Here is a 25,057-nt window from a genome sequence, read left to right on the forward strand (position 1 = left end):
GCCCCTCACGTGCCTCCCGGGAGCGGACCGGGCGTCCCGCCGGCTCCCCTCCCCGCACCCCCGATCGACCACGCCAGTACGACTATTGACCTCCGGCCGCCTCCTCCCGGACCCCGCGTGAGCTGCGCCATAGGCTCGGTGCGTCCCTGCGTGATCTTGCCTCCCGCCCGAGCGCCGCAGTACCGGAGGAGCGCGATGACCGAGAACCAGCGCGGCACCGCCGCCGAGACCACCACGCTGCTGCTGTGCGGTGCCCATCTCACCGACGGCCGCACGGTCGACGTGCGGCTCAGCGGCGCCCGGATCGAGGCCGTCGGCACGGCGGGCAGCCTCACCGCCGACCCCGGCCTCAAGGACGCCGACGGGACCCGTATCGACCTGCGCGGCTACCTCCTGCTGCCCGCGCCCGCCGAACCGCACGCGCACCTCGACGCCGCGCTGACCGCCGACGCGAGCGTCACCTCCGGGCCGCCCTCGTACGAGCCCGAGGACGTGCAGCGGCGCGTCACCGAGGCCGCGCTGCTGCAGCTCGGGCACGGCGCGACGGCCATCAGAACGCACGTCAGGATCGGCGACATCCAGGGGCTCGGCACCCTCGCCGCCGTGCTCCAGGCCCGCCGCGCGCTGCGCGGACTCGTCGACCTGCACGCCGTCGCCGTCCCCCGGCTGCTCACCGGCGCGGCCGGCGCCGACGGGCTCTCCGCGCTGCGCGACGCGCTCAAGATGGGCGCCGGTGTCGTCGGCGGCTGCCCCGACCTGGACCCGGACCCCAGCGGCTACGCCGAGGCCGTCCTCACCGTCGCCGCCGAGTTCGGCCTCCCCGTGGACCTGCACACGCAGGGTGACGACCCGGCCCGGCTGGCCCGGCTCACCGCCATGGCCGGCGGGCTGCGCCCCGGCGTCGTCATCGGCCCCTGCAACGGCCTGGCCGGCCTCCCCCGTCCCGCCGCCGCCCGCGCCGCCGGCCAGCTCGCCGCGGCCGGCGTCTCCGTCGTCTGCCTGCCGCAGGGCGGCTGCGGCGCGCTGGAGACCTCCCGGCGCGGCGCGGTGGGCCTGCTCACCCCGGTACGCGAACTGCGCGCGGCCGGCGTGCGCGTCGCGGCGGGCAGCGGCGCGCTGCGCGACCTGGCCAACCCCGTCGGCCGCGGCGACCCCCTGGAGGCCGCGTTCCTCCTGGCCTCGTACGGCGAGTGCGGCGCGGCGGACGCGTACGACGCGGTCAGCGGGCAGGCGCGGGCGGTCCTGGGGCTGCCCGAGGTCCGGGTGGAGGCGGGCTTCCCCGCCGAACTGCTCGCCGTGCGCGGCGAACGCATCGAGGGGGTGCTCTCCCTCGCCTACAGCCGCATCGTCATCCACCGCGGCCGGGTGGTCTCCCGCACCAGCGCCGTCCGCGAGTACTGCGACTCGGCGACCACCGCCGCCCTCGACCTGCCCCGCCAGTCGCGCACCGACGACGGCCTCGCCTGAGCCGTCCTGACGGCGCGTCCGCTGCGGGCGATCGGCCGATACGTCACCCGATGGTGAGCCGTTCACGCCGTGCCCGCGCGCGGGACGCCCGGCGGGCGTAGCGTCGGGACCATGCGCATTGTGATCGCTGGTGGACATGGGAAGATCGCGTTGCGGCTGGAGCGACTGCTCGCCGCGCGCGGAGACGACGTGGCGGGCATCATCCGCAAACCCGAGCAGGCGGACGACCTGCGGGCCGCCGGCGCCGAGCCGATCGTCTGCGACCTGGAGTCGGCCACCGTCGACGAGGTCGCGGCGGCCCTGCGCGGCGCGGACGCGGCCGTCTTCGCCGCGGGCGCGGGCCCGGGCAGCGGCCCGGAGCGCAAGAACTCCGTCGACCACGCCGCCGCCGTCCTCTTCGCGGACGCGGCCGAACGGGCCGGGTGCCGCCGCTACGTCATCGTCTCGTCGATGGGCGCGGGAGCCGAGCCGCCCCCCGGCACCGACCCCGTCTTCGCCGAGTACCTGCGCGCCAAGACGGCGGCGGACGCCGACGTGAGCGCCCGCGAGAACCTCGACTGGACGATCCTGCGCCCGGGCAGCCTCACCGACGACCCCGGCACCGGCCGCGTCCAGTTGTCGGTGAAGACGGGCCGCGGCTCCATCCCCCGCGACGACGTGGCAGCCCTCCTGGCCGAACTCCTGGACACCCCGTCCACCGCCGGCCTCACCCTGGAAGCCATCACGGGCCCCACCCCGATCCAGGTCGCGGTAAAAGACGTCGCCGGCAACTGACCCGTACAACGCAAACGGCCCCTGATCCGCGTTTCCGCAGATCAGGGGCCGTTCCGTAATACCGTGGCGGCGCCAGGGTTCGAACCTGGGTAGGCTGAGCCGGCAGATTTACAGTCTGCTCCCTTTGGCCACTCGGGCACACCGCCAGGGAAGCCGCCGCAGGTCACTTTTGATGGTGGTCTGTGGCAACGACGTAAACGATACCTGATGTGCGGGGGTGGTTCGCCACCTCATTGATCAGTGTTCGGGGCGGGCGCGGTGGCTAGGCTGGGAGGGCGGTCCGGGGACGGGTCGCGGTACTGACGGATCACAGCCAAGGAGCCAACTCAAGATGGCCGACTCCAGTTTCGACATCGTCTCGAAGGTCGAGCGGCAGGAGGTCGACAACGCCCTCAACCAGGCCGCGAAGGAAATCACGCAGCGCTACGACTTCAAGAACGTCGGAGCGTCGATCGACTGGTCGGGCGAGAAGATCCTGATGCAGGCGAACTCGGAGGAGCGCGTCAAGGCGATCCTCGACGTTTTCGAGACCAAACTGGTCAAGCGCGGGATCTCGCTCAAGTCGCTGGACGCCGGGGAGCCGCAGCTCTCCGGCAAGGAGTACAAGATCTTCGCCTCGATCGAGGAGGGGATCTCGCAGGACAACGCGAAGAAGGTCGCGAAGATCATCCGCGATGAGGGCCCGAAGGGCGTCAAGGCGCAGGTCCAGGGCGACGAGCTGCGCGTCAGCTCGAAGAGCCGGGACGACCTGCAGGCCGTTCAGGCGCTGCTCAAGGAGAAGGACTTCGACTTCGCGCTGCAGTACGTGAACTACCGCTGACCCGTCGGGGGAAGCGGGGACGAGGGCGGCTGCCGGGGGGAACCCCGGTTGCCGCCCTCACCGCGTTCGGGGGCGCTGCCGGACGGCGCGGGGGGAGGCGCCCAGTTCGCGGCGGCAGGCCTTGTTGAAGGCCTGGAGGTCCGCGATACCGACCGAGGCGGCGACGGCCGCGATGGAGAGCGTCGACTCGACGAGCAGGTGGCGGGCGCGCTCCAGGCGGCGGCGCCGGACGTACGTGACGACGGTGTCCCCGGTCGCGGCGCGGAAGAGCCGCGTGAGGTGGTTGTGCGAGACGCCGGCCGCGCGGGCGATGCCCGGGACGGTCAGCGGGTCCGCGAGGTGCGACTCGATGTGGGCGATGGCGGCGGCCACGGCCGGGTGCGGGCCGTCGGCCGCGGTCGGCGCGGTGAGGTGGGCGACCCGCCACAGGACGGCCCAGATCTCGGCCGCCGTCCTCGCGGGCGTACCCGGCTGGGCCGCCACGGCCTGCAGCATCAGTGCGGAGAGCATGGGCAGTTGCGCGCCCGCGTCCTGGACGACGGGGACGCTGCGCGGCTCGCCCGCCCGCGGGATGCGCAGGTGGGCGTAGAGGTGTTCCGAGCGGCCGCGGTAGCGGTACCTGACGGTCGCGCCGGGCGGCACCAGGCTGACGCGGCCGGGGCGGATGGCGTGCGGGGTGCCGTCGACGGTGAGGTCGGCCGTGTACCGGTAGAGGTGCAGCTGCCACAGGTCGGGGAGCCGGAAGACGTCGGTGTGGCCGGCGGGGCCGTGGACACCGACCCCGAGGTTGACCACCCGGGGCGGCTCGTCGAGGTGCAGGGCCACGGCGTCCATGGTGAAAACGTACCAGTAGTGGTGAACCTGGCCCACGCGCGAGCTGGGCCTCTCTCCCTACCGTTGGCGCATGGGAACCAGCAACCTTCTGAATTCCGTCCAGCTGGCGCACTTCGTCGCGCACGGCTCGCTGCGCATGGACGCGGTGGTGCCGGAGGCGATGAACGAGCGCGCGATGGACGTCCTGGCCGCCGGGATACCGGACGTGCCGTACGGGACGCCGCTGGAGGAGGCGTACGAGCGCGGGTCCTTCGCCCGCGACCTCGTCGAACTCCCCGCGGTGGCCGGCGCGTTGCGCAGCCTCGTGGGCCCGGGGCCGGCCGTCGACCATCACGCGGTGCACATCCGGCAGCCGAGGGACGGGCACGCGCAGCCGCTGCACGCGGACGCGATCATCGACGTCCGCCCGGACGCGTTCGACGTGCAGCTCATGTACTACCCGCAGGCCGTGACGCTGGAGATGGGCGGCACGCTGAGCGTGCCCGGCAGCCATCTGCGGCGCACGAACGAGAGCGACACCGGCCGCTACCAGAACCTGCTCGGGCAGACGCGGCTGGTCTGCCCGGCCGGGACGGTGGTCCTCCTGCACCACGGCATCTGGCACGGCGGACGGCGCAACGACAGCGACGTCGCGCGCTACATGTTCAAGATCCGGTTCAACCCGACGGTGCGGCAGCTGCGGCTGTGGGACACCGGCGACCTCGCCGACCCGGCGGTCGCCGCCGAGCTCGGCACGCGCTTCCCCTGGTACGAAGCGGGCGCCGGGCGACTGGAGTTCCACAACCGCGTCAAGCTGTGGCGGGCGCTGACCGGCGACAGCACGTACGACATGGACCACTGGATGACGCGGGTCGCCAACCGGCCGCAGCGCGTCGTCCCCGCCCACAGGAGCCACGCATGACCACCACCGGCACCAGCACCACCAGCACCCTGCGGCAGCGCGTACTCGTGCTGTACCTGGCCACCTCGGCGCTGGACTCCCGCGTCGTCGGGTGGTCGTCCTACGACGGGACGGGGGCCACGTCGCCGACCACCGGGGACAGCGACGAGCCGCCGTACGCGACGGGGGTGGCCGCGCTCCGCGACGGCTGGCGGCTGATCCAGGCGGCGCAGCTGATCCCGCCGTACCCGGGACACGAGTACGACACCTCGTTCCTGCAGCACGAGTTCCTCTTCGAGCAACTCGTCGACACCGCGAGCTAGTGCAGCGATACCTCAGCGCGTCGCGAACGGCCGGTCGGTCGGGACGATCTCCCGGCCGAGCGGCAGCAGCGAGAGCGGGATCATCTTGAAGTTCGCGATGCCGAACGGGATGCCGATGATCGTCAGGCACAGCGCGATCCCGGTCACGATGTGGCCCAGCGCCAGCCACCAGCCGGCGAACACGATCCAGACGATGTTGCCGAGGAGCGAGCCGGCTCCCGCGTCGCGCCGCTCCACCGTCGTCCGGCCGAAGGGCCACAGGGCGTAGTTGGCGATGCGGAAGGACGCCAGGCCCCACGGGATCGTGATGATCAGGATGCAGCAGACCAGTCCCGCGACGGCGTAGCCGAGCGCCATCCAGACGCCGCAGAGCACCAGCCAGATGATGTTCAGGATCGTCTTCATGGGCGGTGTCCTGCCATCTGTTCGAGGCGCGCGATGCGCTCGGCCATCGGGGGGTGGGTGGAGAACAGTTTCGACGCGGTGCCGGGCCGGAACGGGTTCGCGATCATCATATGGCTGGCGGTCTCGATGCGCGGTTCGGGCGGCAGCGGCAGCTGCTTGGTGCCCGCGTCCAGCTTGCGCAGGGCGCTCGCGAGGGCGAGCGGGTCGCCGGTGAGGCGGGCGCCGGACGCGTCCGCCTCGTACTCGCGGGAGCGGCTGACGGCGAGCTGGATGACGGAGGCGGCCAGCGGGCCCAGGATCATCAGCAGCAGCATGCCGATGATGCCGGGGCCCTCGTCGTCGTTGGACCGGCCGACCGGGATCAGCCAGGCGAAGTTGACGAGGAACATGACGACGGAGGCGAGCGCGCCGGCCACGGACGAGATGAGGATGTCGCGGTTGTAGACATGGCTCAGCTCGTGGCCGATCACGCCGCGCAGCTCGCGTTCGTCGAGGATCCGCAGGATGCCGTCGGTGCAGCAGACCGCCGCGTTGCGCGGGTTGCGCCCGGTGGCGAAGGCGTTGGGCGCTTCGGTGGGCGAGATGTACAGCCGCGGCATGGGCTGGCGCGCGGCCGTCGAGAGCTCGCGGACCATGCGGTACAGCGCGGGCGCCTCGAACTCGCTCACGGGGCGGGCGCGCATCGCGCGTAGAGCCAGCTTGTCGCTGTTCCAGTACGCGTAGGCGTTGGTGCCGATCGCGATGACGAGCGCGACGATGAGCCCCGTACGGCCGAAGAAACTGCCGATGACGAGGATGAGTGCGGACAGACCGCCGAGGAGTACGGCGGTCTTCAGCCCATTGTGCCGGCGGTGCACGGTGCGCCCTCCAAGGTCTGCGGCAGGGGAACCCTCTCCCCTCTTAGGAGAACCTCCTGTACTGGTCAACGCCACCGGAGGGCCGCTGGTTCCCTTGTGCACAAGCCCCGGGCGGGGTCAGAGCAGCGCCCCCGAGGCGTAGCGCAGGACCAGCTGGGGCACGCCGGAGAGCACGATGGCGAGGGCCGCGGTCAGGGCGATGGCGGCCGTGAGCGGGACGGGCGTCCGGGTGGCGGGCACCGCCGTGCGGCCCCCCGCGAGGCCCTCCGCAGCGCCCGACCCGGCAGGCTCCTCGGCCGGCTCCCCGGCCGGCTTCGCGAACAGGATCGCGGTCCACCGCAGGTAGTACACGAGGGCGATGACGACGTTGACGGCCATGACGACGGCCAGCCAGGCCGGACCCGTGCCCACGATCGACGAGAAGACGGCGACCTTGGCGAAGAGTCCGATGACGCCGGGCGGCAGCCCGGCCAGGCAGAGCAGGAAGAACGCCAGCGCCAGGGCCGCCAGGGGGCGGGTCGCGTACAGCCCCCGGTAGTCGGTCAGGCGGTTGGCGGGGGCCGTCCTGGCGACCAGGGCGGCCACGGCGAAGGCGCCGAGGTTCACGGCCGTGTACATCAGGGCGTAGGCGACGGTGGTGCCGATCTGGTGCTCCGGGTCGTCGGAGTACGCGGCGGCCGCGATCGGCACCAGCAGGTAGCCCGCCTGGCCGATGGAGGACCAGGCCAGCAGCCGGACCGCGCTGTGCGCGTACCCGGCCCTCTGGCGCAGCGCGGCGACGTTGCCGACCGTCATCGTCAGGGCGGCCAGCACGGCGACGACCGGGCCCCAGACGTCTGCGTACGGCTCGAACGCGATCACGGTGACGAGGATGAGGCCGGAGAAGCCCGCGGCCTTTCCGACGACGGACAGGTACGCGGCGATCGGCAGCGGCGCGCCCACGTAGGTGTCGGGAACCCAGAAGTGGAAGGGCGCGGCGGCGAGCTTGAAGGCGAAGCCCACGAGGGTGAGGACCGCGCCCACCTTGGCGAGCGTCGCGAGCTGCGGCTGCACGTCGCCCAGGCCGTCCGCGATCGCCGCCAGGTGGAGGGTTCCGGTGGCGGCGTACACGAAGCTGACGCCGAGCAGGGTGACGGCGGTCGCGGCAACGGAGGAGAGGAAGAACTTCAGCGCGGCCTCGGACGAGAGCCGGTCGCCGCGCTTGATCCCGACGAGCGCGAAGGCGGGCAGCGTCGTGACCTCCAGGGCGACGATCAGCGTCGCCAGGTCCCGGGAGGCGGGCAGCAGGGCCGCTCCGGCGGCCGAGGACAGCAGCAGGAACCAGTACTCGCCGGGCGGGTACTTCTCCATGTCGTGCAGCGAGAGCAGCGCCGTCAGCAGCGCGCCGCCGATGACGAGGAGCTGGACGACGACCGTGAAGTGGTCGGCCACGTAGGAGCACTCACCGGCGTCGACGGTCAGGCAGAACGTCTTGCGGTGCCCGGCCCGCAGCGGGCCGAGCGCGAGCGCGGCCAGGGCGAGGCCGCCGACGGCGGCCCAGCCCAGCAGGGCCTTCCGCTCCCTGGGGAGGAAGAGGTCGGCGACCAGGACGACCAGCGCGACGACCGCGGGGATCACCGCCGGGGCGATGGCGACCCAGTCCACGGACTGCACGAGGGAGGCGACGGAGTCGGCCGCGAGGCCGCTGAGGGGGTGCGCTCCGGTGGCGGGGGGTGCGCCGGTGACGGGGATGCTCATCAGCTGCCTCCGAGGAGCGAGCGCACGGCCGGGTCGGTGAGGCCGAGGAGGGCCGCGGGCCACAGGCCGGCGAGGACGGTGAGGGCGGCGAGCGGGGTCCAGGCGGCGAACTCATAGCCGTGCACGTCGGACAGGACCGGCTGTCCGGACTCCGCGGTGTCCTTGTCCCCCATGCAGACGCGGCGCACGACGGCCAGCAGGTACGCGGCCGTGAGCAGGGTGCCGAACGCGGCGACCGCCGTGAACACCAGGTAGGCGGGGCGGCTGAGCCCGTCGGCGGGCTTGAAGGCGCCGAACATGGCGAGCATCTCGCCCCAGAAGCCGGCCAGCCCCGGCAGGCCGAGGGAGGCGACGGCGGCGAAGGCGAGCAGCCCGCCGAGGCGGGGCGCCCTGCCGTACAGGGCGGCGCCGCTCTCCCCGGTGAGGCGGTCGAGGTCGCTCGTCCCGTAGCGGTCCTTGATGGCGCCGACCAGGAAGAAGAGCAGGCCGGTGATGAGGCCGTGGGCGACGTTGGCGAAGAGCGCGCCGTTCACGCCGGTGGGGGTGAGCGACGCGATGCCGAGCAGCACGAAGCCCATGTGGCCGACGGAGGAGTAGGCGATGATCCGCTTCAGGTCGCCGCCCGCTCCCCTGCGGGCCAGCGCGAGGCAGGCCAGCGATCCGTAGACGATGCCGACGACGGCGAACGCGGCCAGGTACGGCGCGAAGGTGTGCATGCCGTCGGGGGCGGCGGGCAGCGCGATGCGGACGAACCCGTAGGTGCCCATCTTGAGCATGACGCCGGCCAGCAGCACCGAGCCGACGGTGGGGGCGGCGGTGTGGGCGTCCGGGAGCCAGCTGTGCAGCGGCCACATCGGGGCCTTGATCGCGAAGCCGATGCCGATGGCGAGGACCGCGAGCAACTGCGTGGAGTGACTGAGCGATGACCCGTTGTCAGTGGCGAGTGCCACCATGTCGAACGTGCCCGCTTTCACCCCGATGAGCAGCAGGCCCAGCAGCATGATCACGGACCCGAGGAGGGTGTACAGGATGAAGCGCAGCGAGGCCGCCTCGCGGCCGGCGCCGCCCCAGCGGGCGATGAGGAAGTACATCGGGATGAGCACGGTCTCGAACGCCAGGAAGAAGAGCATCAGGTCCAGCACGGCGAAGGTGCCGAGGGTGCCCGCTTCGAGGACGAGGAGGAGACCGACGAAGGCCTTGGGGGACGGGCCCGCGGGCATCTTGAAGTAGCTGTAGAGCGCGCAGAGGAAGGTCAGCAGCGCGGTCAGGACGAGGAGGGGGAGCGAGATGCCGTCGACGCCGAGGTGGAGGTGGATGTCGAGCGCGGGGATCCACGTGATGTCGGTGCCGGCCTGCATCCTCGCCGGGTGGTCGTGGTCGAAGCCGGCCGCGAGGACGATCGCGAGGATCAGCACGGCGCCGGTGACCGTGACGCCGTGGCGGAGCACGGCCTGGTCGGGGTCGCGCCCCTTGAGGCCGGGCGGCGCGGGCAGCAGGGCCCCGACGGCTCCGAGCAGGGGCAGGACGACGATGCCTGCGAGCACGTACTGGAGGGCGGTGTCGTTCACGGCTCACGCTCCGACGGCGACGAGGACGGCGAGTACGACGGCACCGGCCAGCAGCGCGCTGAGATAGGTCTGGACATTTCCGGTCTGGGCCCGCCGGACGGCGGCGCCGAGCAGGCGCGGCACGGCGCCCGCTCCCCGCACGTAGGTCTCGACGACCTCGCGGTCGAGGAAGCGGACCAGGTTCGCCGCGGCCAGCACCGGCCGGACGAAGAGCGCTGTGTAGACGGCGTCGAGGTGGAAGCCGCTCGCGGCGTGGCGGTGCAGGCGGCCGAGGAGCAGCCGTCCGGGGTCGGCCGGGTCGTCGGACGAGGCGATGTCGCCGTAGACGGCGGTGTGGGCGGCGATGGCGGTCGCCTCGGCCTCGGCCGGCTCCGCGTCCGCGTCGGCGCCGACCGCGCCGAGCGGCGCGGCGGACCGGCGGGTAGCCCCGGCCGTCCAGGCGCCGTACGTGACGAGGACGCCGACGAGGGCGAGGCCGATGCCGAGGACGGAGGTGAGGAGGGTCGGTTTGAGCTCGTTGCCGTCGAGCCACTGCGGGAGGTCGAAGACCGTCGGCACGAGGGAGACCATGCCGAACGCGACGGAGGGGATCGCGAGCACCCACAGGACGGCGTTCATGATCACGGGCTCGCGGCCGTGGTCGGCGGCGCGGGGGCCGCGGCCCCGGAAGGCGAGCAGGAAGAGCCGGGTGGCGTAGCCGGCGGTGAGCACGGCGGTGGCCAGCCCGGCGACCAGCACGGTCCAGCCGACCGCCGACGGGACGCCGTCGGCGTGGCCGCCGGAGGCGTGCTCGGCGGCGCGCAGCACCGACTCCTTGGAGAAGAAGCCGGAGAAGGGGGGCAGGGCGGCGAGGGCCGCCAGCGCGATGCCCATCGTCCACATGGCGTCGGGGGCGCGCTTGCCCAGGTCGCCCATGCGGGACATCGCCGACAGCGAGTTGGTGCCGGCGGCGTGGATGACCACGCCCGCACCGAGGAAGAGCAGCGCCTTGAAGGCGCCGTGCGACAGGAGGTGGAAGACGGCGGCGCTGCGGTCGCCCACGGCGAGCGCGCCGGCCATGTAGCCGAGCTGGCCGATCGTCGAGTAGGCCAGCACCCGTTTGATGTCGTCCTGCGCGAGGGCCGCGAGACCCGAGCCGATCATGGTCACGGCGGCCATGACGGCGAGGACCGTGAGGGCTGCCGCGCTGGCGGCGAAGACGGGCAGCAGCCGGGCGACGAGGTAGATGCCGGCCGCGACCATGGTCGCGGCGTGGATCAGCGCGGAGACCGGCGTCGGGCCGGCCATCGCGTCGGGCAGCCAGGTGTGCAGCGGGAACTGGGCGGACTTCCCCGCGACGCCGGCGAGCAGCAGCAGCGCGACGAGCGTCGGGTGCTGCAGCTGGCCGTGGGTGGCGGCGGTGAGGATCCCGTTGATCCGGAAGGTGCCCGCGTCGGTGGCGAGCGCGAAGACGCCGATGATGAAGGGGACGTCGCCGAGCTTGGTGACGAGGAACGCCTTCATGGACGCGGCGCGGGCGACCTCGGTCTCCCAGTAGTGGCCGACCAGGAAGTACGAGCAGATGCCCATGATCTCCCAGCCCACCAGCAGCACCATCAGGTCGCCGGAGTAGACGACCAGGAACATGGCGGCGGTGAAGAGGGAGACCAGGGCGGCGTAGGAGGGGTAGCGGGGGTCGTCCCGCAGGTAGGCCGTCGAGTAGAGCTGGACGCAGGTCGCGACGAGGCCGACGAGCACCGCGATCAGGACGGCGAAGCCGTCCAGGTGCAGGGCGAGGTCGATGGGGACCGAGCCGGTCGGGGTGAGCCGGGTCGCGGCGTCGGTGGGCGCTCCGCTGCCCTGCCGCACCGCGACGACGGCGGCCAGCACGAAGGCCGCCGCGGTCGGCAGGACGGCGAGCGGCCGGACGAACCCGGGGGCGCTCCGGCCGAGCAGCAGCCCGGCGGCGGCGCCGAGGAACGGCAGCAGCGGGACCAGCGCGGCAAGGGTCGTGAGGGTCACGCGGTGGCCTCTGCCTTCTCGTCTGCGGCCGCGTCCGGCGTGCCGCCCGCGCCGGGGACGGCGGGGCCGGTCTCGGCGAGGTCGGTGAGCCGGTCGACGTCGGAACTGCCGCGGTTGCGGTAGACGAGCAGCACGATCGCCAGACCGATGCCGATCTCGGCGGCGGCGATGGTGATCGTGAAGAGCGTCAGCGCCTGGCCCGCGTGCAGGGTGTCGCGGAGCCAGACGTCGAACGCGACGAGGTTGAGGTTGACCGCGTTGAGCATCAGCTCGACGGACATCAGGACGAGGATCGCGTTGCGGCGACCGAGCACGCCGTAGAGCCCGACGGAGAAGAGGAGGACGGCGAGCACGGCGGGATAAGCGAGGTGCATCAGCTCTCCTTGCCCTTCTCCGGATCCGGCGTGAGGCCCTGGAGCCGGCCCCGGCCCTGGCTCTGATCGCGGTCCTGGTCCTGGTCCTGGTTCTTGCGCGACAGCACGATGGCACCGACCAGGGCGGCGAGCAGCAGCACCGACAGCGCCTCGAACGGCAGCACCCAGTGCTGGAAGAGGGACTGCCCGGTGGCCTTGGTGGAGCCCTGGACCGGACCGTCCAGATCGATCCACGTGGTGCGGAACGCGTCGACGACCACCCAGACCAGGGTGATCGCGGAGGCGGTCGCCACGGTGACGGCGATCCAGCGGTTGTCGGAGTCCGCGTCCGGGGAGCGGCCGATGGGGGCGCGGGTCAGCATCAGCCCGAACAGGATCAGGACCACGACGGAGCCGACGTAGATCAGCACCTGCACCCAGGCGATGAACTCCGCCGTCAGCAGCAGGTACTCGACGGCGATCCCGCCGAGCGCGACCACCAGCCACAGCGCGGCGTGCACCAGCTGCTTGGTGGTGACGGAGACGAGGGCGGCGCCGAGGGTGGCGATCCCGACGAGGACGAAGGCGATCTCGACCCCGGTCGGGGAGAGGAACCCGGAGGGGGCCGCGCCGGCGGCTGCGAGCATCACGCGCCGCCCTCCTGCTGGGCCTGCTGGGCCTCTTGGGCCTGCTGTGCGGCGATGAGCTTGTCGGCCGCCTTGCGGGCGGCGGCGATCTCCTTGGGCTCCTCGGCACCGGGGTCGAGCGCGGGCGGGGCCGGCACCGTCCACATCCAGTCGCGGAGCTTGTCGCGCTCGTGGGTCAGTTCGAGGATGTCGGTCTCGGCGTACTCGAACTCCGGCGTCCAGAAGAGCGCGTCGAAGGGGCACACCTCGATGCAGATCCCGCAGTACATGCAGAGCGAGAAGTCGATAGCGAAGCGGTCGAGCACGTTGCGGCTGCGCTCGCGCCCGCCGGGGGTGGCGGCGGGCGTCGTCTCCTTGTGGGAGTCGATGTAGATGCACCAGTCGGGGCACTCACGCGCGCACAGCATGCAGACCGTGCAGTTCTCCTCGAACAGCGCGATGACGCCGCGGCTGCGCGGCGGCAGGTCGGGCTGCACGTCGGGGTACTGCGCGGTGACCGATCGCCGCGTCATCGCCTTGAGGGTGACGGCGAGGCCCTTGGCCAGGCCGTGGCCGGGAAATCGGGAGGCGCTCCCGGAGGGAGGCGTCGGAAGGGCGGGGGTGGGAGACGGGTGGTCCATTTACGAGATCACCACCTTGACGACGCCGGTGAGCGCGATCTGCGCCAGGGCGAGCGGAATGAGAACGGTCCAGGCGAGCTTCTGCAGCTGGTCCTCGCGCAGGCGCGGGTAGGTGACCCGGAGCCAGATGACGACGAAGGCGAGCACCGCCGTCTTGAGCAGCGTCCAGACCCAGCCGACGCTGTCGGCCCAGGGGCCGTGCCAGCCGCCGAGGAAGAGCACGGTGGTCAGCCCGCACAGGACGACGATGCCGGCGTACTCCGCGAGCAGGAACAGCGCGAAGCGCAGGCCCGTGTACTCGGTGTACGCACCGAAGATGATCTCGGAGTCGGCGACCGGCATGTCGAACGGCGGGCGCTGCAGCTCGGCCAGGCCCGCGATGAAGAAGACGAGGGCGCCGACGATCTGCCACGGCGTCCACCACCACTGGTACGCGTCGAGGATCCCGGGCAGCGAGAGCGTGCCCGCCGCCATCGCCACCGAGGCGGCGGCGAGCAGCATCGGCAGCTCGTAGGCCATCAGCTGAGCGGCGGTGCGCAACCCGCCGAGCAGCGAGAACTTGTTGGCCGACGCCCAGCCGGCCATCAGCGAGCCCAGCACCCCGACGCCCATCACGGCGAGCACGAAGAACAGGCCCGCGTCGACGACCTGCCCCACGAAGCCGTTCGGGCCGACCGGGATGGCGATCAGCACCAGCAGGTACGGGAGCAGCGCGACGGCCGGCGCCAGCTGGAAGATCCGCCGGTCGGCGTCGGCCGGGACGATGTCCTCCTTCTGCGCGAACTTCACCCCGTCCGCCACGAGCTGGGCCCAGCCGTGGAAGCCGCCCGCGTACATCGGGCCGAGGCGGCCCTGCATGTGGGCCATCACCTTGTGCTCGGTCTGCCCGACGATCAGCGGAAAGGTGAGGAAGACGACGAGAACGGCGACGAGCCGCAGGGCGACATCGAGGATGTCGTTCACGGGGTCTGGCCTCCCTCGGGGTCGGGCGTCTCGGGCGTCCCGGTCGGTTCCGGAGCGGGTTCAGCGGGTTTCGCCGGTGCCGGTCGCGCGGGTTTCTCCGGCGCCGGCGGCGACTCCGCTGCCGGGGCGGCCGGCGCCGCCGGCGCCGCCGTCGCTTCGGGCTGCTGCCAGGGGGCGTCGGGCTGAGCGGCTGCCGGGCGGGGGCGGCGGGCGGGCCGCTCGGCACCCGCCGCGGCCGCACCGGCACCGGCCGCCGCCCGCGGGGTCCGGGCCGCGCGGACCGGGGCGGGCGGGAGCTGGCCCTTCAGCGGGCCCCACTCGTTCGGGTCGGGAACGCCCGGCGGGAGCATCGTGCGGCGCTTGGGGCCGCCGTGCTCCGACTCGCCCGGCTCCTTGGCGCCGGGCCACGCCTTGGCGACGCGGGCGGCGAGGACGAAGTCCTTGCGCAGTGGATGGCCCTCGAACTCGTCGGGCAGCAGCAGCGGCACCAGGTGCGGGTGGCCGGTGAAGTCGATGCCGAACATCTCGTGGGTCTCGCGCTCGTGCCAGCCCGCGCCCGCGAAGACGTCGACGGCGGTGGGCAGCGCGGCGGCCGAGTGCGGGACGGTGGTGCGGACCAGCAGCCGCCGCACCATGCGGCCGTCGGCCGCGGTGCCCGGCAGCGACACCAGGTGCGCGCACACCCGGAAGCCCGCGGCGGCCTCGTCGACGGCGCTCAGCCAGTCGAAGTAGGTGCAGCCGAGCTTGTCCCGGGCGATCTCCAGCGCGGCGATCCACGAGCCGACCGGAACGTCCACGGTCAGCAGGCCGAACGCCTCCGCCGCCGTGGCCTCCGCCCCGAAGATCTCGGCCGCGGCACCCGGCAGCCACCCGACGGCCGGCTCGGCGACGACCGGCGCCGCGGCAGCCGGCTCGGCAGCGGCGGGCCCGCCGCCCGGCTCGGCCCCGGGGCCCGGCTCCGCACCCGTACCCGGCTCCGCGCCGCCGTCCCCGGTCGCGCCCGCGCCCTCGTCAGGAGTCGTCATCGGTCCTCCCCCGGCGCCGGCGGCGCGGCGATCAGCTTGCTGCTCAGAGCGGCGGCCGACGGGCGGGCCGCCGGGTCGGCCGCGTACCGGTCGGCGAGCGACTCGCGGGCGATCTTCTCCTGGAGCTTGAGGATCCCCTGGAGCAGCGCCTCGGGCCGCGGCGGGCAGCCGGGCACGTAGACGTCGACCGGGATGATCTGGTCGACGCCCTTGGTGACGGAGTACGAGTCCCAGTACGGGCCGCCGCAGTTGGAGCAGGCGCCGAAGGAGATGACGTACTTCGGCTCCGGCATCTGCTCGTAGAGCCGCCGGACGGCCGGGGCCATCTTGTCCGTGACGGTGCCGGAGACGATCATCAGGTCCGCCTGCCGGGGGCCGGGGGCGAACGGGATGACGCCGAGCCGGATGAAGTCGTGCCGGGCCATCGACGCGGCGATGAACTCGATCGCGCAGCAGGCGAGCCCGAAGTTGAAGACCCACAGGCTGTAGCGGCGGCCCCAGTTCAGGATCACCTTCATCGGTTCCGGCGCGAGCCGGGCGAGGGTGCCCAGCCGGCGCGGTTCCGGCAGGTACTGGACCTCGCTCCCGTCAGGACCGGAGGCATCCGGAGCGTCCGCGGCGGGCACCGCAGGGGTCACGTCCATTCGAGGACGCCCTTCTTCCAGGCGTAGAGCAGGCCGACGGCCAGGAAGCCGATGAAGACGAACATCTCGACCAGCGTGGCGGCGCCGAACCCCGGAGCGGCGAAGACGGTCGCCCAGGGGAACAGGAAGATCGCGTCCACCGCGAAGATCACATAGAGGAACGAGTACACGTAGTAACGGATCTGGGTGTGCGCCCAGCCCTCGCCGACGGGGTCGACCCCGCATTCGTACGTGAGCATTTTTTCCTGCGTCGGCACAACCGGCCGCAGAAGCCGCCCGGCGCCGAAGGCCACGGCCACGAAGAGCACCCCGACCACCGCGACCAGGCCGACGACCGAGTAGCCGTGGAAGTAGTCCACGTCCGTCCGCCCCTCGTTCCCTCGTTGTCCAGCGATCCCAGTGGATCTTTAGACGATCTATACGGAGGGAGTCTAGGCCCTGGCTTGAGCCTGGGAAGCGGGCGTGCACTCGTCAGGGGGGTTAACCCCACCTTGTCCCGCCCGACGAACCCCATGGCGCTCCGGCCGCCCCTACCGGCAGGCTGGGAGCATGAGCCCGAGCCCTGCCGCCCCGACCTCCACCGAACCCGCCCCGCTGCCGCCACCGCGGCTCGCGTTCGGCGCTGTGACCTGGAAGGAAATCGGGTTCCTGCTGCTGAACCTGCCGATCGTGATCATCGGCTTCGTCTTCGTCGTCACGATGCTGGCGATCGGCCTCGGGCTGTCGGTCACCGTGGTCGGGCTGCCGCTGCTCGCGGGCGGCCTCATCGGCTGCCGGCTGCTCGGCATCCTGGAGCGGGCGCGGGCCCGGCAGCTGCTGGACGTGGTGATCGACGATCCCCGTCCGATGCGGCCGAGCACCTTCGGCTTCCTGCCGTGGCTGTGGGCGACGCTGAAGGACCCGGTCGCCTGGCGGCACGCGCTGTACTTCGCCATCCGGCTGCCCTGGGGCATCCTCACCTTCACCGTCACCCTCGTCGCGCTCTTCGTCGCCTGGCCCGCGCTGGGCTACATCGCGCGCGGACTCACCACCGTGGACCGGCTGATGGTGCGGGGGCTGCTGCAGCCGTCGGACGAGCTGGAGCGGCGGATCGCCGAGCTGGAGTCGGACCGCGGGGTGGTCGTGGACCACGCGGCGGCCGACCTGCGGCGCATCGAACGCGACCTGCACGACGGCGCCCAGGCCCGGCTCGTCGCCCTGGCGATGGACCTCGGCCTCGCCAAGGAGAAGCTGCTGGAGGACCCGGAGGCGGCGGCCCGGATGGTGGGCGAGGCGCACGGCGAGGTGAAGATCGCGCTGCAGGAGCTGCGCGACCTGGCCCGCGGCATCCACCCCGCGATCCTCACCGACCGCGGCCTGAACGCGGCGCTCTCGTCGGTGGCCGCGCGCTGCACGGTGCCGGTCCAGGTCGGTGTCGACCTCACGGCCCGGCCCGCGGCGGCGATCGAGGGCATCGCGTACTTCACCGTCTCCGAGCTGCTGCAGAACATCAGCAAGCACAGCGGCGCGCGCACCGCCAGCGTCGACCTGTGGCGCTCGCAGGAGCGGCTGATGATCCAGGTCAGGGACGACGGGAACGGCGGCGCCGGCACGTCCGGCGGCACGGGCCTGGCCGGGCTCACCGAGCGGCTGGACTCCGTGGACGGCCTGCTGGTCGTCGACTCCCCCGTGGGCGGCCCGACGACCATCACCGCCGAACTCCCCTGGCGCGACCGCGAGCAGGCGCGGCCGGGGACCGGCCCAGCGCGGCAGGGCCACCTGTCGCGGTAGGGCCGCCCCGCGCGTCGGTGCGGCCGCCCCGCGCGTTGTGGGAGCCGCCTCGCGCGTCGGTGCGGCCACCTCGCGCGTTGTGGGAGCCGCCTCGCGCGTCGGTGCAGCGGCCCCGCGCGTTGTGGGAGCCGCCTGTCGCGCCAGAACCACCTCGCGAGGTAGGGATATCCCCCTCCCGAACACGCCGATCCGCACCATGGGCGGGAAAGCGCTGTTCGACCAGGCTGTATGTCATAAGGGAGCGGAATCCAGAGGACGGACGGAATCATGGCCCACGAATTTTCGCCGGCAGCGCGCGAACACCGTTTTCCAGCGGTGCTGCGTGCGCCGTTCGAAGCGAGGACCTGGCGTGAGTTCGGCTACCTGCTGCTGAACCTGCCGATGGGCATCCTCGCCTTCACCTACGTGGTGACCATGCTGTCGCTGGGCGCCGGCCTCCTCATCACCTTCCTGGGCCTGCCGGTGCTCGCGGCGGGCCTGGCGGGCTGCCGGGGCATCGGCGTGATCGAGCGGGCACGGGCCCGCGCGCTGCTCCGTCACGACGTGCCGGAGCCGGGCCCCGTCCGGGCCGCCAAGGGCGGTTTCATGGGGTGGCTGGGAGCGCAGCTCAAGAGCGGCGTCGCCTGGCGGCACGTCCTCTACTGCTTCCTGCACTTCCCCTGGGCCGTCTTCAGCTTCTGCGTCTCGCTGACGTTCTTCTTCTACGGCTGGGGCTTTCTGACCTACCCGCTGTGGCGCTGGATCTTCCCCGCCTACATCGGCCAGTCGGGACTGCAGCTGTACGGAGACGACCACGGCGGCGGCTGGTACCTGCACACCGCGGGCGACATGGTGCTCTCCTCCGGCGTCGGCCTGGTCTTCGTCGTCATCACCCCGTGGATGATCCGCGGCATGGCGCACGTCGACCGGGTGCTGGTGTCGGGGCTGCTCGGCCCGTCGAAGCTGGCCACCCGGGTCACCGAGCTGGAGTCGGACCGCGGGGTGGTGGTCGACCACGCGGCGGCCGACCTGCGGCGCATCGAACGCGACCTGCACGACGGCGCCCAGGCCCGGCTCGTCGCCCTGGCGATGGACCTCGGCCTCGCCAAGGAGAAGCTGCTGGAGGACCCGCGGGCCGCGGCCGTCATGGTCGACGAGGCGCACGGCGAGGTGAAGATCGCGCTGCAGGAGCTGCGCGACCTGGCCCGCGGCATCCACCCCGCGATCCTCACCGACCGCGGGCTCGGCCCGGCCCTGTCGGCGGTCGCCGCGCGCTGCACGGTGCCGGTGAGCGTGACCGTGGACCTGCCGGCCCGCCCGGTGCCCGCGATCGAGGGCATCGCGTACTTCACCGTCTCCGAGCTGCTGCAGAACATCAGCAAGCACAGCGGCGCCTCGAAGGCCCAGGTCGACATCTGGCGCTCCGCCGACCGGATGATGCTGTTCGTCTCCGACAACGGCGTCGGCGGGGTCGACACCTCGGCCGGCTCCGGGCTGGCGGGGCTCATGGAGCGGCTCGACGCGGTCGACGGCGTGCTGGCCGTCGACTCCCCGGTCGGCGGCCCGACCCGGATCAGCGCGGAGCTGCCCTGGCGGGTGTGACCCCGACGGGTCTGCCGACCGGGCGGCCGCCACCCCGCACCCACCCCCGAACCCGGCCGGCCGCTCCCGTGCCGGCGGCTCCCCCACCCCACGCCCCTCATCGCCGGACCGCCCCGAAAAAAGGGTCCGTCCGGCGATTAGGGGCGGCAGGCCCCCCATCCCGGGTCCCGATACTGGAATGCTGGGGTGGTCACATCGAACGTGGGGGGCTGGAAAACGTGGGAGACAGGGTGCGGGTCGTCATCGCCGAGGATTCGGTACTGCTTCGGGAGGGCCTGACCCGGTTGCTGACCGACCGGGGTCACGACGTCGTCGCGGGAGTGGGTGACGCGGTGGCGCTGATCAAGGTCGTCCAGGAGATGGCGGACGAGGGCAACCTCCCGGACGTGGTGGTCGCGGACGTCAGGATGCCGCCCACCCATACGGACGAAGGCGTGCGCGCCGCCGTCCAGCTGCGCCGGGAGCATCCCGGGGTCGGTGTGCTGGTGCTGTCGCAGTACGTCGAGGAGCAGTACGCGACGGAACTGCTGGCGGGCAGCAGCCGCGGTGTCGGCTACCTCCTCAAGGACCGGGTAGCCGAAGTGCGTGAGTTCGTGGACGCGGTGGTCCGGGTGGCCCAGGGCGGTACCGCGCTGGACCCCGAGGTCGTGGCGCAGCTGCTGGGCCGGAGCCGGAAGCAGGACGTGCTGGCGGGGCTCACGCCGCGCGAGCGCGAGGTGCTGGGCCTGATGGCCGAGGGCCGGACGAACTCCGCGGTCGCCGCTCAGCTCGTGGTGAGCGACGGCGCGGTGGAGAAGCACGTCAGCAACATCTTCCTGAAGCTGGGGCTGGCGCCGAGCGGTGGGGACCACCGTCGGGTGCTGGCCGTGCTCACCTATCTGAATTCATGATCATCTGACAGAGTGTCAGATGCCTGCGCGGTCGCACCACGCACCACGCGGGACCCACCCTCTACTCGACATGGCGCAGCACTCACCGGCAGGACGCACCACACACCGATACGGAGCAGCACGCACTGGCATTGAGTCCCACTCATGCGCGCGGTCGTAGAACTGAGGTACCACACGACAGCGTCATACGAGTGAGGGCTTCGGGGGGCGATTGAACCGTGACGAAACACGGCAAACAGGAAGCTCAGCGCGACGTTCGGGATGCGGTCAAACCCCAGGAAGGTGACCCTTACCACCGTACGATGTACGTGGGATCAACGGTCATGACCGTGTCCGTGAGCCGCCGCCTCGAAGGAGGTCCAGTTCAGTGACCAGCCAGGTCAGCAGCCCAGCCCTAGGACAACCGCTGCTCGGTGAACAGCGCAGACCGGCCAAGGAAGTCCAGCGGCTGGACCGGGTCATCATCCGGTTCGCCGGGGACTCGGGTGACGGAATGCAGCTCACGGGCGACCGCTTCACGTCGGAGACGGCGTCGTTCGGCAACGACCTCTCCACGCTGCCGAACTTCCCCGCCGAGATCCGGGCGCCCGCGGGGACCCTGCCGGGGGTGTCGAGTTTCCAGCTCCACTTCGCCGACCACGACATCCTCACCCCCGGTGACGCGCCCAACGTGCTCGTCGCGATGAACCCGGCCGCGCTGAAGGCGAACATCGCCGACCTGCCGCGCGGCGCGGAGATCATCGTCAACACCGACGAGTTCACCAAGCGGGCGATGGCCAAGGTCGGATACGCCGTCAGCCCGCTGGAGGACGGCTCGCTGGAGGCGTACTCCATCCACCCGGTGCCGCTGACGAGCCTGACGGTGGAGGCCCTGAAGGACTCGGGGCTGGCGCGCAAGGACGCCGAGCGCGCGAAGAACATGTTCGCGCTGGGCCTGCTGTCGTGGATGTACCACCGGCCGACCGAGGGCACCGAGAAGTTCCTGCGCAAGAAGTTCGCGAAGAAGCCCGACATCGCCGAGGCGAACGTCGCGGCGTTCCGGGCGGGGTGGAACTTCGGCGAGACCACCGAGGACTTCGCGGTCTCCTACGAGATCGCCCCGGCGTCGGCCGCGTTCCGGGCCGGGACCTACCGCAACATCTCGGGGAACCTGGCGCTGTCGTACGGCCTGGTCGCCGCGAGCCGGCAGGCCGACCTGCCGCTGTACCTGGGCTCGTACCCGATCACCCCGGCCTCCGACATCCTGCACGAGCTGTCGAAGCACAAGAACTTCGGGGTGCGCACCTTCCAGGCCGAGGACGAGATCGCGGCCATCGGGGCCGCGCTCGGCGCCGCCTTCGGCGGGGCGCTGGCGGTGACGACGACCTCGGGGCCGGGGGTGGCGCTGAAGTCGGAGACCATCGGCCTGGCGGTGTCGCTGGAGCTGCCGCTGCTGGTGGTGGCGATCCAGCGCGGCGGGCCGTCGACCGGCCTGCCGACCAAGACCGAGCAGGCGGACCTGCTGCAGGCGATGTACGGGCGCAACGGCGAGGCGCCGGTGCCGATCGTGGCGCCGTCCACCGCCGCCGACTGCTTCGACGCCGCCATCGAGGCGGCCCGGATCGCGCTGGCGTACCGCACTCCGGTGTTCCTGCTGTCCGACGGCTACCTGGCCAACGGCAGCGAGCCGTGGCGGATCCCGGAGCTGGACGAACTCCCCGACCTGCGGGTGCAGTTCGCGACCGGGCCGAACCACACGCTGGAGAACGGCGAGGAAGCGTTCTGGCCGTACAAGCGCGACCCGCAGACGCTGGCCCGCCCATGGGCGGTGCCCGGCACCCCGGGCCTGGAGCACCGGATCGGCGGCATCGAGAAGCAGGACGGCACGGGCAACATCTCCTACGACCCGGCCAACCACGACCTCATGGTCCGCACCCGCCAGGCCAAGATCGACGGCATCGACGTACCGGACCTGGAGGTCGACGACCCGAGCGTCGTCGACGGACAGCCGCACGCCCGCACGCTGGTGATCGGCTGGGGCTCCACGTACGGCCCGATCGCCGCCGCGGTACGGCGGATCCGGGCCGGCGGCGGCCAGGTCGCGCAGGCCCATCTGCGCCACCTCAACCCGTTCCCGAGGAATCTCGGAGAGGTTCTGCGGCGTTACGACAAGGTGGTGGTCCCCGAGATGAACCTCGGGCAGCTCGCCCACCTGCTGCGGGCGAAGTACCTGGTGGACGCCCGCTCGTACAACCAGGTCACCGGCCTGCCGTTCAAGGCCGAACAACTCGCTCACGCCATCATGGAGGAGGGCGCAGATGTCTGAGGCAACCATCGCCGACCACCCCACGCCGGGGCTTCCGGCGCTGTCGCTGGTCCCCAAGTCCGAGACCAAGCAGTCGATGAAGGACTTCAAGACGGACCAGGAGGTGCGCTGGTGCCCCGGCTGCGGTGACTACGCGGTCCTCGCCGCCGTCCAGTCCTTCATGCCGGAGCTCGGCATCGCGCGCGAGAACGTGGTGTTCGTGTCGGGCATCGGCTGCTCGTCGCGCTTCCCGTACTACATGAACACCTACGGGATGCACTCCATCCACGGCCGCGCCCCGGCCATCGCCACCGGACTGGCCTCCTCCCGGCGGGACTTGAGCGTATGGGTGGTCACCGGCGACGGGGACGCGCTGTCCATCGGCGGCAACCACCTCATCCACGCGCTGCGCCGCAACGTCAACCTCAAGATCCTGCTGTTCAACAACCGGATCTACGGTCTGACGAAGGGCCAGTACTCGCCCACCTCCGAGGTCGGCAAGATCACCAAGTCGACCCCGATGGGCTCCCTGGACGCGCCGTTCAACCCCGTCTCGCTCGCCATCGGCGCCGAGGCGAGCTTCGTGGCGCGCACCATCGACTCCGACCGCAAGCACCTGCAGTCGGTGCTGCGCGAGGCCGCCGCCCACCCGGGCACCGCCCTCGTGGAGATCTACCAGAACTGCAACATCTTCAACGACGGCGCCTTCGACGTGCTCAAGGACCAGCAGACGGCGCAGGACGCGCTGATCCGGCTGGAGCACGGGCAGCCCATCCGGTTCGGCGCTCCGGCCGAGGACGGACTGGGCTCCAAGGGCGTCGTCAGGGATGCGGCCACCGGTGAACTCAAGGTGATCGACGTGACCGTGGAAGGGACGGCAGGGGTGCTCGTCCACGACTCCCACGCCGCGTCGCCCACCACCGCATTCGCCCTGTCCCGCCTCGCCGACGCCGACACGCTGCACCACACCCCCATCGGGGTGCTGCGCAGCGTCGAACGCCCGGTCTACGACGCCGACATGTCCGACCAGCTGGAGCGGGCCGTGGAGGAGAAGGGCAAGGGCGACCTCGCCACCCTCCTCGCCGGCCAGGACACCTGGACGGTCGTCGGCTGACAGCCGTACGTCCCGAACGCCGATGCCCGCACGGGGAGCTCCCCGGGCGGGCATCGGCGTTCCGCCGCACCGTGCGTTCCGCCGCCCGCTCAGCGTGCGGCGTCGTACGCCTCGCGCGCCTCGAAGACGTCCGGCAGCGAGCCGCCGATCCAGCGGGCCAGCTCCCAGACGCGGCGCGCCGCGCCCTCGCCGAGCGGGGTGAGGGAGTACTCCACGCGCGGCGGGATGACGGGGTAGGCCTCGCGGTGCACGAAGCCGTCCCGCTCCAGCGCCTGCAGTGTCTGGGCGAGCATCTTCTCGCTCACGCCGCCCACCTGCCGGCGCAGCTCGCTGAACCGGTGCGTTCCGTCGATCAGCGCGGCGAGGACGAGCACGCCCCAGCGGCTGGTGACGTGCTCCAGCACGAGGCGCGAGGGGCACTCCGCCGAGAAGACGTCCGGGACCGGGCCCGCGGACCCCGCGGACCGCGCGGCCTCACTGGTGACCAGCTGCTCGAGGGCGCCGGGTTCGACACTTACGCTCATGCCAGTACCTTACCTCAAAGTGGGTACTTACGAAAGGTTAGTGCAGCTCTTAGAGTGAGTGCACAAGCCACCGCAGCCCGCTGTCACCCGTTATCACAGGAGCACCCACCATGAGCATCGTTGTCACCGGAGCCACCGGCCAGCTCGGCCGCCTCGTCATCGACGAGCTGCTGGAGCGGGTCCCCGCCGAGCGCGTCGCCGCCGTGGTCCGCGACGCGGACAAGGCCGCGGACCTCGCCGCCCGCGGTGTCGAGCTGCGCGTCGCCGACTACAACAGCCCGCAGACGCTCAAGGCCGCCTTCCACCCCGGCGACACCGTGCTGCTGATCTCCAGCAACGATCTGCACGGCCGGGTGGCGCAGCACACCGCGGTGATCGACGCCGCCAAGGAGGCCGGGGTGGCGCGGCTCGCCTACACCGGCATCCTCGGAGGCCCGGACGCGGACTTCCTGCTCGCCGCCGCCCACCGCGAGACGGAGGAGCTGATGCTCGCGTCCGGCCTGCCGTACACCTTCCTGCGCAACGGCTGGTACACCGAGAACTACACGGGCCAGCTCCCCACGGTGCTGGAGCACGGCGCCGTCGTCGGCAGCGCCCGCGAGGGCCGGGTCGCCTCCGCCGCCCGCCGCGACTACGCCGCCGCGGCCGCGGCCGTGCTGGCCGGGGAGGGCCACACGAACACCGCCTACGAGCTGAGCGGCGACGTCGCGTGGTCGCTGCCCGAGTACGCGGCCGAGGTGGCGCGGCAGACCGGCCGGGAGGTCGCCTACAAGGATCTGCCCGCCGAGGACTTCCGCGCCCTGCTGACCGGCTCGGGCATGCCCGCGGACTTCGCCGAGATCTTCGCCGACGTGGACGACGCGATCTCCCGCGGCCGGCTCGCCGTCACCACCGGCGACCTCTCCCGGCTGATCGGCCGCCCGACCACCCCGTTCGCGGAGACGGTCGCCGAGGCGCTGAAGGCCTGACCCCGCGC

General features: G+C 72.1%; 25 protein-coding genes and 1 tRNA gene. 11 read left to right on the forward strand and 15 right to left on the reverse strand.

Annotated features, from left to right (window positions below):
• The first annotated feature begins 195 nt into the window (after window positions 1-195).
• Window positions 196-1,467 carry an amidohydrolase family protein gene (locus ABZ721_RS13120; protein WP_358788694.1) on the forward strand — a complete coding sequence of 424 codons (1,272 nt, stop codon included), beginning with the start codon at window positions 196-198 and terminating at the stop codon, window positions 1,465-1,467.
• 111 nt (window positions 1,468-1,578) lie between these two features.
• Window positions 1,579-2,241, forward strand: coding sequence for an NAD(P)H-binding protein (locus ABZ721_RS13125; RefSeq protein ID WP_358788695.1), 663 nt, complete (start codon window positions 1,579-1,581; stop codon window positions 2,239-2,241).
• Window positions 2,242-2,305: 64 nt separating this feature from the next.
• On the opposite strand, the gene ABZ721_RS13130 is transcribed toward ABZ721_RS13125, so the two are convergent.
• Window positions 2,306-2,387: transfer RNA gene (locus tag ABZ721_RS13130), tRNA-Tyr, on the reverse strand.
• Between the two features lie 185 nt (window positions 2,388-2,572).
• Between ABZ721_RS13130 and ABZ721_RS13135 the strand changes: the two genes are divergently transcribed.
• Window positions 2,573-3,061 carry a YajQ family cyclic di-GMP-binding protein gene (locus ABZ721_RS13135; protein ID WP_358788696.1) on the forward strand — a complete coding sequence of 163 codons (489 nt, stop codon included), beginning with the start codon at window positions 2,573-2,575 and terminating at the stop codon, window positions 3,059-3,061.
• 57 nt (window positions 3,062-3,118) lie between these two features.
• On the opposite strand, the gene ABZ721_RS13140 is transcribed toward ABZ721_RS13135, so the two are convergent.
• Complete coding sequence (locus ABZ721_RS13140; protein ID WP_358788697.1) at window positions 3,119-3,895, reverse strand: AraC family transcriptional regulator; 777 nt, start codon at window positions 3,893-3,895, stop codon at window positions 3,119-3,121.
• A gap of 70 nt (window positions 3,896-3,965) precedes the next feature.
• On the opposite strand from ABZ721_RS13140, the gene ABZ721_RS13145 reads away from it, so the two are divergent.
• Together ABZ721_RS13145 and ABZ721_RS13150 are read left to right on the forward strand one after the other, a co-directional pair.
• Window positions 3,966-4,796: a phytanoyl-CoA dioxygenase family protein gene (locus tag ABZ721_RS13145; RefSeq protein WP_358788698.1), complete on the forward strand. Its 831-nt coding sequence runs from the start codon at window positions 3,966-3,968 to the stop codon at window positions 4,794-4,796.
• Window positions 4,793-5,098 (forward strand): hypothetical protein, encoded by a 306-nt coding sequence (locus ABZ721_RS13150; RefSeq protein ID WP_358788699.1) that lies wholly within the window; start codon window positions 4,793-4,795, stop codon window positions 5,096-5,098. The genes ABZ721_RS13145 and ABZ721_RS13150 overlap by 4 nt, the downstream gene beginning before the upstream one ends.
• A 12-nt stretch (window positions 5,099-5,110) precedes the next feature.
• Here the strand turns inward: ABZ721_RS13150 and ABZ721_RS13155 are convergent, their stop codons facing one another.
• The 12 genes from ABZ721_RS13155 to ABZ721_RS13210 all read right to left on the reverse strand — a co-directional run bounded on the left by ABZ721_RS13155 (window position 5,111) and on the right by ABZ721_RS13210 (window position 16,277).
• Window positions 5,111-5,503 (reverse strand): YccF domain-containing protein, encoded by a 393-nt coding sequence (locus ABZ721_RS13155; protein ID WP_358788700.1) that lies wholly within the window; start codon window positions 5,501-5,503, stop codon window positions 5,111-5,113.
• Entirely contained in the window at window positions 5,500-6,360 is an 861-nt protein-coding gene (htpX, locus tag ABZ721_RS13160; protein ID WP_358788701.1) for a zinc metalloprotease HtpX, read from the reverse strand. The genes ABZ721_RS13155 and htpX overlap by 4 nt, the downstream gene beginning before the upstream one ends.
• 117 nt (window positions 6,361-6,477) lie before the next feature.
• Window positions 6,478-8,097 carry an NADH-quinone oxidoreductase subunit N gene (locus ABZ721_RS13165; protein WP_358788702.1) on the reverse strand — a complete coding sequence of 540 codons (1,620 nt, stop codon included), beginning with the start codon at window positions 8,095-8,097 and terminating at the stop codon, window positions 6,478-6,480.
• Window positions 8,097-9,665 (reverse strand): NADH-quinone oxidoreductase subunit M, encoded by a 1,569-nt coding sequence (locus tag ABZ721_RS13170; RefSeq protein WP_358788703.1) that lies wholly within the window; start codon window positions 9,663-9,665, stop codon window positions 8,097-8,099. Before ABZ721_RS13170 ends, ABZ721_RS13165 begins: the two co-directional genes overlap by 1 nt.
• 3 nt (window positions 9,666-9,668) lie before the next feature.
• Window positions 9,669-11,666: an NADH-quinone oxidoreductase subunit L gene (locus ABZ721_RS13175; RefSeq protein ID WP_358788704.1), complete on the reverse strand. Its 1,998-nt coding sequence runs from the start codon at window positions 11,664-11,666 to the stop codon at window positions 9,669-9,671.
• A complete protein-coding gene (nuoK, locus tag ABZ721_RS13180) occupies window positions 11,663-12,040 on the reverse strand; it encodes an NADH-quinone oxidoreductase subunit NuoK (protein WP_358788705.1) in 378 nt (125 codons plus the stop codon). Before nuoK ends, ABZ721_RS13175 begins: the two co-directional genes overlap by 4 nt.
• A complete protein-coding gene (locus ABZ721_RS13185) occupies window positions 12,040-12,666 on the reverse strand; it encodes an NADH-quinone oxidoreductase subunit J (RefSeq protein WP_358788796.1) in 627 nt (208 codons plus the stop codon). The genes nuoK and ABZ721_RS13185 overlap by 1 nt, the downstream gene beginning before the upstream one ends.
• Window positions 12,666-13,178 carry a 4Fe-4S binding protein gene (locus ABZ721_RS13190; protein WP_358788797.1) on the reverse strand — a complete coding sequence of 171 codons (513 nt, stop codon included), beginning with the start codon at window positions 13,176-13,178 and terminating at the stop codon, window positions 12,666-12,668. The genes ABZ721_RS13185 and ABZ721_RS13190 overlap by 1 nt, the downstream gene beginning before the upstream one ends.
• A 108-nt stretch (window positions 13,179-13,286) precedes the next feature.
• Window positions 13,287-14,249, reverse strand: a complete 963-nt coding sequence (gene nuoH / locus ABZ721_RS13195; RefSeq protein WP_358788706.1) for an NADH-quinone oxidoreductase subunit NuoH — start codon at window positions 14,247-14,249, stop codon at window positions 13,287-13,289.
• Window positions 14,246-15,274, reverse strand: a complete 1,029-nt coding sequence (locus ABZ721_RS13200) for an NADH-quinone oxidoreductase subunit C (RefSeq protein WP_358788707.1) — start codon at window positions 15,272-15,274, stop codon at window positions 14,246-14,248. The genes nuoH and ABZ721_RS13200 overlap by 4 nt, the downstream gene beginning before the upstream one ends.
• Entirely contained in the window at window positions 15,271-15,918 is a 648-nt protein-coding gene (locus ABZ721_RS13205) for an NADH-quinone oxidoreductase subunit B family protein (RefSeq protein ID WP_358788708.1), read from the reverse strand. Before ABZ721_RS13205 ends, ABZ721_RS13200 begins: the two co-directional genes overlap by 4 nt.
• On the reverse strand, window positions 15,909-16,277 hold the full coding sequence (locus ABZ721_RS13210) for an NADH-quinone oxidoreductase subunit A (RefSeq protein ID WP_269273398.1): 369 nt from the start codon (window positions 16,275-16,277) through the stop codon (window positions 15,909-15,911). Before ABZ721_RS13210 ends, ABZ721_RS13205 begins: the two co-directional genes overlap by 10 nt.
• A 190-nt stretch (window positions 16,278-16,467) precedes the next feature.
• Here ABZ721_RS13210 and ABZ721_RS13215 point away from each other — a divergent pair, with 190 nt between their 5' ends.
• From ABZ721_RS13215 to ABZ721_RS13235, 5 genes are all read left to right on the forward strand, one after another.
• Window positions 16,468-17,688, forward strand: a complete 1,221-nt coding sequence (locus ABZ721_RS13215; RefSeq protein WP_358788709.1) for a sensor domain-containing protein — start codon at window positions 16,468-16,470, stop codon at window positions 17,686-17,688.
• 267 nt (window positions 17,689-17,955) lie between these two features.
• Window positions 17,956-19,269: a sensor domain-containing protein gene (locus ABZ721_RS13220; protein ID WP_358788710.1), complete on the forward strand. Its 1,314-nt coding sequence runs from the start codon at window positions 17,956-17,958 to the stop codon at window positions 19,267-19,269.
• Between the two features lie 230 nt (window positions 19,270-19,499).
• Window positions 19,500-20,159 carry a response regulator transcription factor gene (locus tag ABZ721_RS13225; RefSeq protein WP_358788798.1) on the forward strand — a complete coding sequence of 220 codons (660 nt, stop codon included), beginning with the start codon at window positions 19,500-19,502 and terminating at the stop codon, window positions 20,157-20,159.
• 367 nt (window positions 20,160-20,526) lie between these two features.
• Window positions 20,527-22,464, forward strand: coding sequence for a 2-oxoacid:acceptor oxidoreductase subunit alpha (locus ABZ721_RS13230; protein WP_358788711.1), 1,938 nt, complete (start codon window positions 20,527-20,529; stop codon window positions 22,462-22,464).
• A complete protein-coding gene (locus tag ABZ721_RS13235; protein ID WP_358788712.1) occupies window positions 22,457-23,557 on the forward strand; it encodes a 2-oxoacid:ferredoxin oxidoreductase subunit beta in 1,101 nt (366 codons plus the stop codon). Before ABZ721_RS13230 ends, ABZ721_RS13235 begins: the two co-directional genes overlap by 8 nt.
• A gap of 89 nt (window positions 23,558-23,646) precedes the next feature.
• Here the strand turns inward: ABZ721_RS13235 and ABZ721_RS13240 are convergent, their stop codons facing one another.
• Complete coding sequence (locus ABZ721_RS13240; protein ID WP_358788713.1) at window positions 23,647-24,081, reverse strand: helix-turn-helix domain-containing protein; 435 nt, start codon at window positions 24,079-24,081, stop codon at window positions 23,647-23,649.
• 110 nt (window positions 24,082-24,191) lie between these two features.
• Here ABZ721_RS13240 and ABZ721_RS13245 point away from each other — a divergent pair, with 110 nt between their 5' ends.
• Entirely contained in the window at window positions 24,192-25,049 is an 858-nt protein-coding gene (locus ABZ721_RS13245; protein WP_358788714.1) for an SDR family oxidoreductase, read from the forward strand.
• The last annotated feature ends 8 nt before the right edge of the window (window positions 25,050-25,057 follow it).

Source organism: Streptomyces sp. NPDC006733, from assembly GCF_040636125.1.
In the GTDB taxonomy this organism is placed as follows: domain Bacteria; phylum Actinomycetota; class Actinomycetes; order Streptomycetales; family Streptomycetaceae; genus Actinacidiphila.